The organism is Halobacterium sp. CBA1126 (genome assembly GCF_009741975.1).
GTDB lineage: Archaea > Halobacteriota > Halobacteria > Halobacteriales > Halobacteriaceae > Halobacterium.
Genome location: NZ_WPCF01000069.1, coordinates 1 through 13901, shown reverse-complemented (window position 1 = coordinate 13901; position 13901 = coordinate 1). Strand labels below are relative to the sequence as shown.

Below are 13901 nucleotides of genomic sequence, written 5' to 3'. Positions count from 1 at the left end.
ACGTTCCCGATGCTCGCCCACCCCGCCTCCTCGATCGGCTTCCACGACCGCTCGACGAGGTACAGCAGGCCAGCGAGCCCGGACTGCCCCCAGAGGAAGCTGTTGGACTCGTCGAGGACCGCGCGCCCGCCGACCGCGTACCGGGCCGGCGAGTGCCCCGTCCGCCCGTAGCTCTCGTACGTGTTCGCGCCCGAGAGCTGCGTCACGCCCGGGTCCGGCACGCCCTCGGCGGTCCTACCCCACCGGAAGTCGACGCCGAGTTCGGCCGCGCGCCGCCGCGCGAGCGGGAGCAGGCCGCCGTGGCTCACGACGAGCACGTCCGGGTCGACGCGGCGGACGCGAGCCGCGAGCGCGCGCAGGACGGTTCGCTCGCTGCCCTCGATGCGCTCGCCGTCGACGCGGAGCGCGGAGCAGTCGTCGTCCGCGAGCGCGCGGTCGGTCGTCCGCACCGCCAGCGTCCGCAGGTCGCGGGCGGGCGTCGGGTCCGTCCCCGTCTCGACGCAGTACCGGAACCCCGGCGAGAAGTCCACGTCGAACAGCCGGAACGTCCCCGGCGGGCGGTCGGCCTCGCGGTCGACGCGAATCTCGCGGGCGAGCGTCCCCACCTCGCGGACGCGCTCGACGTCCACCGCCAGCACCTCGGTCGGGTCGTCGGCGTGCAGGTCGCGGCGCTTCTCGACCCACCGCAGGTCCGCGACTTTCGGGTCGTCGTCGAGACGCTCCGCGAGCGCGCCGAGCGGCCCGTCGCCGGCGTGGACGTACACCGTCGGCGCGTACGCGGTGTCGCGCTCGGCGGTGACGCCGCCGTCCGCGTCCGCGTGCCACAGCGTCACGCCGTCGGCGTCGAAGTCGAAGGCGTACGCCATCAGTCCAGTCGCTCGCGGAGCTCCCGGAGCTCGGCCTCCTGCGCGAGCAGCATCGAGAGGACGGCGGCGCGCTCCGGGTCGGTCGCGTTCAGGTGGCCGGCGGCGTGGGCGTGGTTGCGCGCGCGCTCGAACAGCCGGTCGAAGTCCTTCTGGCGCTCGCGCCGGAGCGCCCGGCGGAACGGCTGACAGCGCTGTTCGTAGTCGTCGAGGCGGTCGCGGTACGTGGGGTTCGTGCGCCCCATCAGGCGACCACCTCCGGGCGCGCGACGGCCGCCGGGTCGCGGACCGACCCGACGAGGTCGACCCAGTACGGAATCGTGGTCTGCCAGCCGTTCCGCGTCCAGTACGCGGTCGTCGCGTCCTCGCCGTCGTCGAACCGCGGGCCGAACCGCGTCTCCTCGACGTCGATTTCGCGGTCGGCGTACTCGGCGACTGCGTCGGGGTCGGTGGCGGTCACGAGCACGGGCACGTCGCGGGCGTCCGCGAGCGCCGCGAGCGTCGACAGCGTCGCCGCCCGGAGCCGGTCGGCCGCCGCGTCGAGCAGGTCGTCGTCGCGGTAGAGGTCGTCGACGGCGGGCGCGACCACCAGCCCCGTGGGCCGGCGCGCGTCCGCGACCAGCTGCCGGACGAGCGCGTGGTGCTGGTGGGCGGTGAACGCCCGCGCGACGAGCACGCGGTCGAGGACTCGCCGGGTGCGGCCGGCCGCCGCGAGCGCGTACGTCGACGCGTGGTTGCGGGCGTCAACCCAGCGTGCGGGCGCGTCGCGGGACTCCAGTTCGGCAGCGACGAGCGCGGCGAGGGTCCCGCGGTCGCTGGTGTGCAACAGCGTCACCCCCGAGTCGAGGTCGGGCGCGTCGGGTGCGTGCGTCATACCGGGACCGTCGGCCACGCGGGAGATAAACCGAATCCCGGTGCGGAGTGAAAGTGAAACTCTCGCACGGAGCGCGCTGAAGCGGCGAAACCGAGTCCGTCGCCGGTCGAGCGCGGCTGGTGGCGCTGCCGGCGCGGCGCTCCACTTTCACTCGCAGCCGGGCGGCGCGGTCGCTTCCGCTCGTTCGCGAACCGGCAGACCTTACGGCGTTCGCGGGGTAGGGCGCCCATGACCGCGTTCGACGACCTCCCCGGGGGCTGGCGGGTGTGGAACGACGACGAGGACGGCGCGATTCTCGTCTACCGGCCCGACGTCTTCGACACGCAGGCGTTCCCCGCGCCCTGCCTCCCGACGATCCGCGTCGCCCGCCGCCCGCCCACCGAGCGCAAGCGCCGCTCGCACTCCGCGCCCGACAGCTGGTTCGTCTCCCTCCGCCTCGAGCCCGAAGTCCGCGTGAAGGACGCCGACGCGCGCTTCGACACCCGCGAGGCCGCCGAAGCCGGCGCCGTCGACCTCGCGGCGCGCTTCGACGCCGGCGACGTCGACTACCGCGGCGCCTACCAGCTCCCCCGCGACGACTACCTCGACGAGCTCGACGAGCTCACGGGCTGACTACTCCGCCGCGCTGCTCCCGTCGCGGTCGACCGTCTCGGCCTCAGCGAGCCACTCCTGTACGCGCTCGTACGCGAGGTCCACCGCGGTCCCCACGCGCAGCACGTCGGTGTCAACCACGAAGTCCGCGTCCGGCCGGTCGAACTCGTCGTAAATCACCTTCACCGCGCGCTCTGGAACGCCGTCAGACGCGTCTGACGAGGCGCTGCTCGCGTCACTCGCAGCGCTGCCGTCGCGCTCGTGGTTCCGCCGGACGCACGTGTCCCGGTCCGCGGTCACGAGCAGCACGTAGACGTCCGGGAACTCCCGGATTCGGCGCTGCCACTCCGCCTCGTAGAACGTCCCGTCGAGCAGCCAGTTCGCTTCGGGGGATTCCGCGACGCGCTCGAACAGGCGGTCGTAGACGGGCGACGCGAGGTCGTCGGTGTGCACGACCTCGAACTCGTAGCCGTCCGCGTCGAGCCGGCGGTTCAGGCCCAGCGCGACCGTCGTCTTCCCCGCGCCCGGCGGCCCGCACACGACCAGTATCACGCCTAGACTGTCGGTGTTCGCTCTGGTAGGTGTTCGGGCTCGGTCAGGTCGCCGATGGAGCCTGTGACTACGTTGTTGCTTTCGAGGTGGTGTTCACAGCGGACATCACGGAACTCGGAGAAACAAAACTACAACCGATCCCTGCTCGTCCCGCTGGCGGGAGGCTTAACCACGCGCGAGCCGAATCCCCGGACATGACTATCACGTTGCTCGGGTCGCGGCTCGCCGAACCGGGCACGGAGTTCGTCTACCGCGGGGAGTCGTCGGACTGCGAGGGGTGTCCGTACCGCAAGCAGTGTCTGACGCTGGAGGAGGGCGTCCGGTACGAGGTCACCGAGGTCCGCGAGGGCGGGCAGGTCCTCGACTGCGCGGTCCACGACGAGGGCGTGGTGGCGGTGGACGTCGAACCCGCGCCCGTGACGGCGAACGTGCCGTCGAAGGGCGCGTACGCGGGGAGCAAGGGGAAGCTCGCGGGGTCGTGTCCGCACACGGAGTGTCCGAGCCACGAGTACTGCGAGCCGCAGGGCGCGGAGTTCGACGAGGAGTACCAGATTCGGGAGATTCTCGGGGACCCGCCCCACGACTACTGCGCGCTGGACAGGGAGTTGACGCTCGTGGAGTTCGCGCCGTCCGAGGACTGACCGACGGTGCCGCGGTACTGGCCGCGGTAGCCGAACTGGCCGGCGTAGCCGTACGGCGAGAGCAGCACCGGGTAGAAGGGGTCGTCGGCGACGAGTTTGTGGCCGTCGGCGGCGGCGAACGTCTCGCCGCGTTCGACGCGCTCGAAGTTCTCGACGAACACCTCGTACTCGTCGGCCGGGGGTTTCGGGATGGACTCGCCCATCTCGAAGACGGGAATCTCGCGCTCGACGGCGCTGCCGGGGAGCGCGCCGACCGCGGTGAGGAACTCGCGGGCGAGGCGGAACGCGTTCTCGGCGGCCGTCTCGGTGCCCTGCAGGCCGCTTCGGCCTCGATGATGTCCGCGTCGGACGCGAACAGCCGGCCGCCGCCGAACCCCTGCGTGTCGACGGTGGCGACGACGGGGAGCCGCGGGACGACGTCGGGAATCGGGCCGTCGAAGCCCGCGGTGATGGCGAACGGGTCGGCGTGGGACTGCGTGGAGTGCAGCGACAGCACCGTGTACCCGCGGATCTCCTCGGCGAGGCGGTGGGCGAGTTCGACCTCGTGGGCGTCCGCGGGGACGTCCTCGCCGAACGAGCGGTTGAGGTCGGCGTCGAGGTAGCGGACGTTCTCCTCGAGCGCGCGTTCGTTGGCGACGACGAGCTTCACCGGTTCGAGGACGTCGGGGTCGGCGTCGAGCAGTCGCTGGACCGCGCGGGCGCCGCACGGTTCGTCGCCGTGGACGCTCCCGACGATGGCCACTTCCGGTTCGCCGTCGCCTAGCTGTTCGACTCGCATCGTCACGCCGTAGCGGGCGCGGACCCATAGGGGTTGTCGTTGCGGCCATCGCGGCGGCACCACCGACGGGATTACGGCCGCCGAACCACAACGGCCGGGTGATGGACGACCACACCCGCGACCCGAGCGTCGCACCGCCGCTGGGGAACCCGACCGGCTGGCTGGCGGACCGCCGGGTGTGGGAGCACGCGACCCTCCGGAAGGCGACCGAGCACGGCGTCCGCCTCTACAACAGCGGCGCGTTCCACGAGTCCCACGACTGCTTCGAGGACGAGTGGTACAACTACGGCAGCGGCACGACGGAGTCGGCGTTCCTCCACGGGATGGTGCAGGTCGCGGCGGGCGCGCACAAGCACTACGACTTCGAGCCGGACGGTACGCGCACCGCGCCCGAGGACCAGCCGGCGTCCGGGGACGACGCGGGGATGCGGAGCCTCTTCCGGACGGCGCTGCAGTACCTCGACGACGTGCCCGGCGACTACTACGGCGTCGACGTCGACGACGGCGCGCGACGCTGCGGGCGGCCCTCGACGACCCGACGGTCCTCGACGGCTGGGGGATTCGCATCGACGGCGCGGCGCCGAACGCCTACCCGGCGGACTACGAGTACGCCGAACAGCTGGAGTGAACTCCCGGAGCTTTTTCCGTGAGTGCGGCAGTAGTAGACTCGGATGATACTCGATACGCTCCTGTTGCCCCTGCAGTCGGGCGCCGCCGACGCAATCGGCGGGCTCGTCGGACTGCTCTTCGCGCTGGCCGTGTTGGTCGCCGTCGTCGGCGGAACGTGGCTGACGTTCTCGAAGGCCGGCGAACCCGGCTGGGCCGCCATCGTCCCCATCTACAACCTCTACGTGATGCTCAAGATCGGCGGCAACGAGTGGTGGTGGCTGCTGCTGCTGTTCGTCCCCGTCGTGAACGTCTTCGTGCTCGCGAAGATCTCCGTCGACCTCGCGAAGTCGTTCGGCTGCGGACTCCTGTTCGGTATCGGGCTCTGGCTGCTTCCGGTTATCTTCTTCCCCGTGCTGGGGTTCGGCGACTACGAGTACCGCGGCCCGGGCGGCGCTGCCGCCAACGCCGGCGAGTCGTTCTGAGCGCTCGCGGGCCCGACCAGAACCACTAACGGCCGTCCGGTCGGTCCTCGACGTGATGCGAATCACCGACTACGAGCTGTTCCACGCGGCGCCCCGGTGGCTGTTCCTGAAGGTCACGACCAGCGACGGCACCGTCGGCTGGGGGGAGCCGGTCGTGGAGGGGCGCGCGAAGACCGTCGAGGCGGCCGTCGAGGAGCTGTTCGAGAGCTACCTGCTGGGCGAGGACCCCGCCCGCATCGAGGACCACTGGCAGGCGATGTACCGCGGCGGGTTCTACCGCGGCGGCCCCGTCCTGATGTCCGCCATCGCTGGCGTCGACCAGGCGCTCTGGGACATCAAGGGCCAGACGCTGGGCGCGCCGGTCTACGAACTGCTCGGCGGGCCGGCCCGCGACCGGATTCGCGTCTACCAGTGGATCGGCGGCGACCGCCCGGGCGACGTCGGCGAGGCCGCCGCGGAGAAGGTCGAGGCGGGGTTCACGGCGCTGAAGATGAACGCGACGCCCGAGATGCGCCGCGTGGACAACCCGAAGGCCGTCGACGAGGCCGTCGACCGCCTCGCGGCGGTCCGCGACGCGGTCGGCGACGGGGTGGACGTCGGCGTGGACTTCCACGGCCGCGTCTCGAAGCCGATGGCGGAACGGCTCGTCGCCGCGCTGGAGCCGTACGACCCGTTCTTCGTGGAGGAGCCGGTGCTCCCCGAGCACAACGACGCCCTCCCCGAGATCGCGGCGAAGACGACGACGCCGATCGCGACGGGCGAGCGGATGTACTCGCGGTGGGACTTCAAGGAGGTCTTCGAGCAGGGGAGCGTGGACGTCGTCCAGCCGGACCTCTCCCACGCCGGGGGCATCACCGAGGTGAACAAGATCGCGTCGATGGCCGAGGCCTACGACGTGGCGCTGGCGCCGCACTGCCCGCTGGGGCCGGTGGCGCTGGCGTCGTGCGTGCAGGTGGACGCGGCGGCGCCGAACGCGCTGATTCAGGAGCAGAGCCTCGACATCCACTACAACGAGGGCGGCGACGTGCTGGACTACCTCGAGGACCCCTCGGTCTTCGAGTACGAGGACGGCTACGTCGACCTCCCCGACGGCCCGGGGCTGGGCGTCGACGTGGACGAGGACGCGATTCGCGCGGCCGACGAGCCCGACTGGCACAACCCCGTCTGGCGCCACGAGGACGGCGGCGTCGCGGAGTGGTGAGCTCGCCGGGACGGCCGACGCTGCCGGGCTGACGCGCGCTGCCCGTCTGTTCTCCCTTCTGCGAGAGACGCCGACGTCCCCGCTCCTTTCGGTGTGTTTATGTACGCAGTAGCTGTCAGTACCACCCGAGAACCACTCTGTCAGTATGATACTACCAACAGCCCTCCGGGGGTGGCGGTCGTGAGCCGCGTCGGCGACGTCGCCGCCCTCGTCACGAAGCACAGCAAGGCCGCCATCGCCGTGATGCTGGTGCTGACCGTCCTGGTCGGCGCCGGCGCGCCGATGGTCGAGCAGTCCTCCTCGCTGGACCAGTTCCAGACCGAGAGCGACGCCTCCCAGAAGCTCGACTACATCGAGGCGAACTTCTCGGCCGGCGACGAGAACACCACGACCGTCCAGGTCGTCGTCCGGAACGACAACGTCCTCACGAAGGAGGCGCTCGTCGACACGCTCGAGTACGAGCGCGCGCTCTACGAGAACGAGACGGTCAACGAGACGCTCACGGGCGACGACGCCGTCACGGGCATCGCGAACGTCGTCGCCACGGCGTCCCTCCGGCAGGAGGAGGGTCGCGAACTGCAGGCCACCCTCCGGGAGTTCGAGGCGCTGAACCGGACCGTCCAGTCCGAGCGGGCGGCGGTCGAGGAGCGGTCGGCGGAGCTGAACGCCACGGCGGAGGCGCTGCGCGGCGAACTCACGTTCCTCCGCCAGAACCCGGACGCGAGCGTCAGCGCGGCGTTCGACCGGGTGCGCGCGAACTCCTCGGTGAACCTCACGGACAGCCACTACCAGACCTTCGAGCGGGCCGCCAGCGACCTCCGGAACGCGCAGAGCGAGTCCGACGTCGAAGCCGCCTACCGGCTCGGCACGCGTGGCGTCCTCGAAGCCGAGTACGCGGCCCTCGACGAGCGCGCGAGCGAACTCGAAGCGCAGGCCGAGGAGCTCGAAGCGCTCGGCGACGAACTCGCGGACCGGCGGGCCGCCTACGAGAACGCCACCGACGCCTCGCTGGACGAACAGCTCGCGGAGCTCCGGTCGCTGAACGACTCCGAGGTCGAGGAGCTGGTCGGCACCGTGCTCGACGACGGACGGAACGGCGGCAACGGCCAGTCCGTCTTCGGGTTCATGCCGACCGAGTACGAGCCCGGGTCGACCGACGCGGAGGCGACGATGCTCGTCGCCACCCAGCAGACCGACGGCGAGGTGCCCGCCGGCGGGCAGGTCACCAGCGACGCCGTCATCGACGCCCAGCTCGCGATGCAGGACATCGGCGAGGACCGCCCGCAGGACTACCTCGTGTTCGGCAGCGGCATCATCAGCCACGAGATCGACGCCTCGATGGCCGACAGCCTGCTCATCGTCGGGCCGCTGGCAATCCTGTTCGTGCTCGTGGCGCTCGCGGTCGCGTACCGCGACGTCCTCGACATCGCGCTCGGGCTGTTCGGCATCGGCGCCGTGCTCGCGTGGACGTTCGGGTTCATGGGCTGGGCGGACATCGCGTTCAACCAGATCATGATCGCGGTGCCCGTGCTGCTCATCGGGCTCTCCATCGACTACGCGATTCACATCTTCATGCGGCACCGCGAGGAGCGCGTGGGGGCCGTCGAGGACCCCGACAGACCGACGGGCCCGCGCGGGTCGATGCGGGTCGCGCTCGCCGGCGTCGGCGTCGCGCTCGTGTGGGTGACCGCCACCACGGTCATCGGGTTCCTCTCGAACCTCACGAGTCCCGTGCCGCCCATCGGGGACTTCGGCATCGTCTCCAGCGTCGGCATCCTCGCCGCGCTGCTCGTGTTCGGCGTGCTCGTCCCCGCGCTGAAGGTCGAAATCGACGGCTTCCTCGAAGCGCGGGGCTGGGACCGCACGAAGCGCGCGTTCGGCACCGGCGGCGGCCGCTTCAGCGAGGTGCTGTCGGTCGGCTCGAAGGCCGCCCGGAGGGCGCCCGCGGTCGTGCTCGTGATCACGCTGCTCGTGACCGCCGCGGGCGCGTACGGCGCGACGAACGTCGACACGTCCTTCGAGCAGAAGGACTTCCTCGCGGAGGAGCCCGCCGACTGGATGCAGGACCTCCCGGAGCCGTTCGCGCCCGGCGAGTACTCCGCGAAGGCGAACATGGAGTACGTCAACGAGCGGTTCGCCCCGGAGAACTCACAGGCCCAGATACTGATCGAGGGCGACGTCGCCAGCGGTGACGCCCTCGAACGGATACAGGCGGCCAGGGACGCCGCCGTCGACAAGGAGGTGACGTACGTCCTCTCGAACGGCGAGCCCGACATCCGCGGGCCGCTGTCGACGATGCGGACCGTCGCGGCGTCCAACGAGTCGTTCAACGCGACGTTCCACGACGCGGACACCGACGGCGACGGCGTCCCCGACCGGAACGTCGAAGCCGTCTACGACGCGCTCTACGAGACCGCGCCCGAGCAGGCGGGCGCGTACGTCCACCAGACCGACGACGGCTACGACGCCGCGCGCCTCGTGGTCGCCGTGGAGGGCGGCGCCTCCGGTGACGACATCACCGAGCAGATGCGCGACGTCGCGGACGTGGCCGACGGGGACGGCCTCGCGGCCACCGCGACCGGGAGCGCCATCCTCAACAAGATCGTCCAGGACCAGCTGCTGGAGACGGTCGTCCAGAGCCTGCTGGTGACGCTGGTCGCCGTGTTCGCGTTCCTGATGGCGACCTACCGGCTCACCGACGGGAGCGCGACCCTCGGCGCGGTGACGCTGCTGCCCGTGGTGTTGAGCGTCGCGTGGATCCTCGGGACGATGTACGTCTTCGGCATCCCGTTCAACGTGCTCACGGGGATGATCACGAGCCTCACGGTGGGGCTCGGGGTGGCGTACAGCATCCACCTCAGCGAGCGCTACATGCAGGAACTGGAGCGCACGGACACCGTCTGGACGGCGATGCGCACCGCCGTCACCGGGACCGGCGGCGCGCTCCTCGGGTCCGCCGCGACCACGGTCGGCGGGTTCGGCGTGCTCGTGTTCGCCATCCTCCCGCCGCTCCAGCAGTTCGGCATCATCACCGGCCTCACCATCGTCTACGCGTTCCTCGCGGCGGTGCTGGTGCTGCCGACGCTGCTCGTCATCTGGACGAAGTACCTCGGCCCCGACGACGCGAACTTCGGGGACGGCGACGGCGACGACGCTGACGACGACGAGTCGACCGACACGGCGCCCGCAGCCGCCGACGCGGCGGCCACCGAAGCCGTCGACGAGCCGACGCGCAGCCTCAGTCGCACGCTCGTCCAGCCCGGCGGGACGCTCACCGCGACCGTCGCCGTCCCCGCGCGGGACGGCCGCGTCGTGCTCACGGAGACGGTCCGCGGCGGCACCGTGACGGCCGTCGACGCCGACCCCGAGCCGGTCGAGGCGGTCGTCGACGACGACACGGTCTACGTCGCGTGGCGCCTCGACGGCGAGGCCGCCTCGGTCAGCTACGACGTGGCGGTCGCGAGACGGCGCCCGACGGCTCCGACGTGGAGCTCTCCGGGCGCGTGCTCGGCGCCGGCGACGAGCGCGACGTCGGCGGAGACGACGGCGCCGCGGTCGTCGCGGACATCTTCGAGCGCGTGTTCGCGCAGGCGGACGTCACGGACGCCGACCTCGCGGACGCCAGCGCCGCCTTCGAAGCGGGCGAACTGAGTGCCGACCAGTACGACCGCGTCGTGCAGGAGTGGGCGCGCGAGCGCCCGGAGGACGAATGAACGACGAGGACGCCGTTGGCGCGCTCAAGCGCCTCGGGCTCTCGACGTACGAGGCCCGGGTGTTCGTCGCGCTCCAGAAGCTCGGCACCGGCTCCGCCAGCGAGGTCGCGGACATCGCCGACGTCCCCCGGTCGCAGGTGTACGGCGCCGCCGAGGACCTCGAGGGGCGCGGGCTCGTGGACGTCGAGCAGTCGAACCCGACCCGGTACCGGCCGGTCGACGTCGAGGAGGCCCGCGAGCGGCTCTACCGCCAGCTCCGCTCGGAGAGCGACGCCGCCTTCGACTACCTCGAGTCCGTCCGCGAGGAGTACGGCGCGACCGAGGAGAGCGAGTCCATCTGGACGGTCCGCGGGGACGCGAACGTCGTCTCGCGGGCCGCCGAACTCGTCGAATCAGCGGAGCAGCGCGTCGTCTACGGCACGGACGACACGGCGCAGCTGGAGCCGGCGGTCCGCGACGCGCTCGCGGCTGCCGTCGACGCGGGCGTCGACGTGACCGTCGTCAGCGAGACCGAGGGGGTCCTTGAGGTCGCCCGCGACCTCGGCGCGCGCGCCGTCGCGGTGGACCCGCAGCCGACCCCCGACATGGGCGCCGAGCGCGTCGTGATGGTCGACGACAGCGCGGTGCTGCTCAGCGTCGCCAGCGACGACGGCACCGAGTCCGCGTTCTGGAGCCGCGACACCGGCTTCGCCGCGATGCTGTCGTCGCTGCTCGGGGAGTTCGTCGCGGACGTCGCCGGCGAGCAGTAGGGGTTTTCCGGCTCGCCGCCCGACCCGGTGGTATGCCGGTCGTGCGAGCCGACACCGACGCCCGCTACGAGGACGCCCTCGACGTCAGGTACGACGTGTTCGTCGACGAGCAGGGCGTCCCCGAGGACCTCGAAGTCGACGACCACGAGGCCGACGCCACGCACTTCGTCGCGTACGACGGCGACGAGCCGGTCGGCGCCGCTCGCCTCCGCGAGTACGACGACGGCGTGGGGAAAGTCGAGCGCGTCGCGGTCCTCGAATCCCGCCGCGGCGAGGGGTGGGGCGCGGCGCTGATGGACGAACTCGAAGCCACCGCCAGCGAGCGCTACGACGAGCTCTACCTGCACGCCCAACTGCCCGCGGCCGGGTTCTACGACGACCGCGGGTACGTCCGCGAGGGCGAGCAGTTCGAGGAGGCGGGCATCCCGCACGTCGCGATGCGGAAGCGGCTCTGACTACCCCCCACGTCCAGCGCGCGTCGAGGACGTAGCGGTAGAGCCCGCTGACGAGGATGGCGACCGCGTTCGCCAGCAGGTACGGGACCGCGCGCCACTCCACGAGCGCGAACAGCACGCCGACCTGAATCGGAATCGCGGTGCCGCGGACGAGGTTCGTCTTCAGCAGCCCGACGAAGTAGTCGAACCGGCCGGTGTTCCGGTACTTGCGGAACGTCCACGCGTTGTTGAGGACGTACGAGAGGACGATGGTGATCTCGATGGCGATGACCGCGCCGACGAGGTAGTTCACGCGCCCGACGTCCACGAACAGCCACAACAGCACCATCTGGATGCCCGCGGTGAACGTGCCGACGGCGACGAACCGCCGCAACTGCACCGCGAACGGCCCCTCGTAGAGGGCGCGGAGGTAGCGCCGGAGCATCTATCTGTAGCCGAGTGCTTCCAGTCGCGCGCCGAGGTCCTCGTCGACCTCGGTCTCCGTCGTCCCCTTGCGGTCGCGGATGGCGGTCGCGTGGGCGTCGGCCAGCGGCGCGAACCGCTCGACGACGTCCCGGACGTCCGCCGACACCTCGCCGGCGCGGTCGTCCTGCTGGTCGGGGTCCGTCGGCCGGTGGTAGAGCTCCGTCTCGCCGGTGTCGACGTTCTCGATGTACGTCCAGTCCCGGTCGCGGACGCTGACGAGCAGGTCGCCGTCGTCCAGCGAGCGCGGAATCGGCTGGGCGGTCACGGACTCCCCGCGGACGGTCACCGACACCACGGGCTCGTCGTCGGGCTCCTCGCCGCCGAGGACCGCGGGCGCCAGCGAGTCGCCCTGCCAGTCGGCGTCCGCGTCGACGCCCACGAGGTCCGCGACGGTCGGCGGAATCGAGTCGAGGCCGACCTGCCCCTCGATTCGGCGCGGCTCCGCGCCGGGGACGTCGACGACCAGCGGCGCGTGAATCAGCTCGTCGTAGAGCTTCGGGTAGTGCGCGAGGTGGCCGTGCTCCTGGAACTCCTCGCCGTGGTCGCCCGCGAGCACGACCGCGGTCTCGTCGGCGACGCCCTCCGCGTCGAGGGCGTCGAGCAGCCGGCCGATGCTCGCGTCGACCTGCCGGACGGCGGCCTGGTAGAGCGTGCGGAGGTCCGCGAGCGTGCGGTCGCCGACCTCCCAGCCGAGGCCGGTGCGGGTGTGCGCGAGCAGCATCCGGTGGGTGCCGAGGACGTTCGAGGACACCTCGCGGATGTACCGGGGCGCGGGGACGTACGGGGTGTGGGCGTCCATGTAGTGGACCCAGAGGAAGAACGGCTCGTCGGCGTCCTCGACGAACTCCGTGGCGGCGTGCTCGACGTCGAACATCCGAGAGGTGTCGAGGAACGGCCGGTCGTCGCCGTCGCCGCGCAGCCACGACCCCGCGCGCCGCAGCGGCGACGTCGCGAGCTGGAGCCACGCCTCCACGGTCGGGTGGGTGGCGAGGTACCGGCTGTAGATGCTGGAGCCGACGCTGGCGACGAACGGCTCGAACTCGTCGAAGCCGTCGTCGTACCCCCAGTGGGAGGTGAGGAAGCCGTTCGCGGCGTTGAACCCGCCGGTGGCGAACCCCGCCTCGGAGAGGGCGGCCGCGAGCGTCGGCGACTCGCTGACGCCGACCTCGTCGGAGTCCGAGAACACGGGCCGGGAGGAGAGCATCGACGGGAACGAGAACGGGGTCCAGTTCCCGTTCGCGAACGCGCGCTCGAAGACGGTCCCGCGCTCGGCGAGGCGGTCCATCACCGGCGTGTGTCGCTGCGCGTCGTACGCGCCGATGGCGTCCGCCCGGAGCGAGTCGACCGTGACGAGTACGACGTTCGAAAGCTCTGTGTCTGGTCCCATGTTCGTCGGTTGCCCCCGTTCCGTTCGAGACCCGTGCCCCTCGAACGGCGCTGACACCCACCCCTCTCAGTGGGAGCGGTGTATGCGTTTCGCTAGGCTACTCGGAGCGACGGGCCGACGCGGTATTAACTGAGCGGTCGCCCGCGGGCAGGCGACAGCTACAAGGACGGCGGCGGCGACGGACGACTCGAATGGACGCCGACACCGCCGCCCGGACGTGTACGGACGTAATCGACGCCGTCAGCGGGGCGGTCGTCACGGACCGCGCGTTCCTCGAGACGGTGCTCTCGGGCGCGCTCGCCCGCGGGCACGTCCTCCTCGAGGACGTCCCCGGCACGGGGAAGACGCTGACGGCGCGCAGCCTCGCGAACGCGCTCGGCCTCGAGTTCACCCGCGTGCAGTTCACGCCCGACCTCCTCCCGTCGGACATCACGGGCTCGCACGTCTACGACGCCCGCGCGGAGTCCTTCGAGTTCAACCCCGGCCCCGTGTTCGCGAACGTCGTGCTCGCGGACGAGATCAACCGCGCGCCGCCGAAGAC

The 13901-nt window shown here is 71.4% G+C and carries 12 protein-coding genes and 4 pseudogenes; 9 read left to right on the top strand and 7 right to left on the bottom strand.

The genetic code is table 11. The features are described 5' to 3' along the window. From GJ634_RS10380 to GJ634_RS10370, 3 genes and pseudogenes are all read right to left on the bottom strand, one after another. Window positions 1-866: pseudogene (locus GJ634_RS10380) on the bottom strand (DNA polymerase I); the annotation flags it as partial. Continuing rightward, complete coding sequence (locus tag GJ634_RS10375) at window positions 866-1108, bottom strand: hypothetical protein (RefSeq protein ID WP_157502726.1); 243 nt, start codon at window positions 1106-1108, stop codon at window positions 866-868. The gene GJ634_RS10375 and the pseudogene GJ634_RS10380, both read right to left, overlap by 1 nt. Next, window positions 1108-1737 carry a hypothetical protein gene (locus GJ634_RS10370; RefSeq protein ID WP_157502724.1) on the bottom strand — a complete coding sequence of 210 codons (630 nt, stop codon included), beginning with the start codon at window positions 1735-1737 and terminating at the stop codon, window positions 1108-1110. Before GJ634_RS10370 ends, GJ634_RS10375 begins: the two co-directional genes overlap by 1 nt. A gap of 228 nt (window positions 1738-1965) precedes the next feature. Here GJ634_RS10370 and GJ634_RS10365 point away from each other — a divergent pair, with 228 nt between their 5' ends. Next, complete coding sequence (locus GJ634_RS10365; protein ID WP_157502722.1) at window positions 1966-2349, top strand: DUF5820 family protein; 384 nt, start codon at window positions 1966-1968, stop codon at window positions 2347-2349. Here the strand turns inward: GJ634_RS10365 and GJ634_RS10360 are convergent, their stop codons facing one another. After that, on the bottom strand, window positions 2350-2880 hold the full coding sequence (locus GJ634_RS10360; RefSeq protein ID WP_197425483.1) for an AAA family ATPase: 531 nt from the start codon (window positions 2878-2880) through the stop codon (window positions 2350-2352). It abuts the gene before it with no gap. 194 nt (window positions 2881-3074) lie between these two features. On the opposite strand from GJ634_RS10360, the gene GJ634_RS10355 reads away from it, so the two are divergent. Beyond that, on the top strand, window positions 3075-3521 hold the full coding sequence (locus tag GJ634_RS10355; protein ID WP_157502720.1) for a UPF0179 family protein: 447 nt from the start codon (window positions 3075-3077) through the stop codon (window positions 3519-3521). Here GJ634_RS10355 and GJ634_RS16970 read toward each other — a convergent pair. Then, window positions 3464-4299: pseudogene (locus GJ634_RS16970) on the bottom strand (succinylglutamate desuccinylase/aspartoacylase family protein). The gene GJ634_RS10355 and the pseudogene GJ634_RS16970 sit on opposite strands and share 58 nt — an antisense overlap. 101 nt (window positions 4300-4400) lie before the next feature. Between GJ634_RS16970 and GJ634_RS10345 the strand changes: the two are divergent. The 6 genes and pseudogenes from GJ634_RS10345 (at window position 4401) to GJ634_RS10320 (ending at window position 11508) form a co-directional block, all read left to right on the top strand. Beyond that, a pseudogene (locus GJ634_RS10345) lies at window positions 4401-4927 on the top strand (DUF309 domain-containing protein). Window positions 4928-4970: 43 nt separating this feature from the next. Next, window positions 4971-5390, top strand: coding sequence for a DUF5684 domain-containing protein (locus GJ634_RS10340; protein ID WP_157502718.1), 420 nt, complete (start codon window positions 4971-4973; stop codon window positions 5388-5390). Window positions 5391-5445: 55 nt separating this feature from the next. After that, on the top strand, window positions 5446-6591 hold the full coding sequence (gene dgoD, locus GJ634_RS10335; protein ID WP_157502716.1) for a galactonate dehydratase: 1146 nt from the start codon (window positions 5446-5448) through the stop codon (window positions 6589-6591). Between the two features lie 180 nt (window positions 6592-6771). Next, complete coding sequence (locus tag GJ634_RS10330) at window positions 6772-10242, top strand: MMPL family transporter (protein ID WP_331714104.1); 3471 nt, start codon at window positions 6772-6774, stop codon at window positions 10240-10242. A 58-nt stretch (window positions 10243-10300) separates the two neighbouring features. After that, the gene (locus GJ634_RS10325) at window positions 10301-11053 is read left to right on the top strand and encodes a TrmB family transcriptional regulator (RefSeq protein WP_157502712.1); all 753 of its coding nucleotides are present in this window, start codon (window positions 10301-10303) and stop codon (window positions 11051-11053) included. A 32-nt stretch (window positions 11054-11085) separates the two neighbouring features. Then, window positions 11086-11508 (top strand): GNAT family N-acetyltransferase, encoded by a 423-nt coding sequence (locus GJ634_RS10320; protein ID WP_157502710.1) that lies wholly within the window; start codon window positions 11086-11088, stop codon window positions 11506-11508. Between the two features lie 4 nt (window positions 11509-11512). Here GJ634_RS10320 and GJ634_RS16460 read toward each other — a convergent pair. Together GJ634_RS16460 and GJ634_RS10310 are read right to left on the bottom strand one after the other, a co-directional pair. Next, window positions 11513-11932: pseudogene (locus GJ634_RS16460) on the bottom strand (GtrA family protein); the annotation flags it as partial. After that, on the bottom strand, window positions 11933-13360 hold the full coding sequence (locus tag GJ634_RS10310; protein WP_157502708.1) for a sulfatase: 1428 nt from the start codon (window positions 13358-13360) through the stop codon (window positions 11933-11935). 191 nt (window positions 13361-13551) lie between these two features. On the opposite strand from GJ634_RS10310, the gene GJ634_RS10305 reads away from it, so the two are divergent. Further along, on the top strand, window positions 13552-13901 hold a 350-nt coding region (locus tag GJ634_RS10305), incomplete at its 3' end, for a MoxR family ATPase (RefSeq protein WP_157502706.1).

Coding starts and splice junctions, on each gene's coding strand:
- GJ634_RS10375 (WP_157502726.1), bottom strand. CDS start 1,108: ATGGGGCGCACGAACCCCACGTACCGCGACCGCCTCGACGACTACGAA.
- GJ634_RS10370 (WP_157502724.1), bottom strand. CDS start 1,737: ATGACGCACGCACCCGACGCGCCCGACCTCGACTCGGGGGTGACGCTG.
- GJ634_RS10365 (WP_157502722.1), top strand. CDS start 1,966: ATGACCGCGTTCGACGACCTCCCCGGGGGCTGGCGGGTGTGGAACGAC.
- GJ634_RS10355 (WP_157502720.1), top strand. CDS start 3,075: ATGACTATCACGTTGCTCGGGTCGCGGCTCGCCGAACCGGGCACGGAG.
- GJ634_RS10340 (WP_157502718.1), top strand. CDS start 4,971: ATGATACTCGATACGCTCCTGTTGCCCCTGCAGTCGGGCGCCGCCGAC.
- dgoD (WP_157502716.1), top strand. CDS start 5,446: ATGCGAATCACCGACTACGAGCTGTTCCACGCGGCGCCCCGGTGGCTG.
- GJ634_RS10325 (WP_157502712.1), top strand. CDS start 10,301: ATGAACGACGAGGACGCCGTTGGCGCGCTCAAGCGCCTCGGGCTCTCG.
- GJ634_RS10320 (WP_157502710.1), top strand. CDS start 11,086: ATGCCGGTCGTGCGAGCCGACACCGACGCCCGCTACGAGGACGCCCTC.
- GJ634_RS10310 (WP_157502708.1), bottom strand. CDS start 13,360: ATGGGACCAGACACAGAGCTTTCGAACGTCGTACTCGTCACGGTCGAC.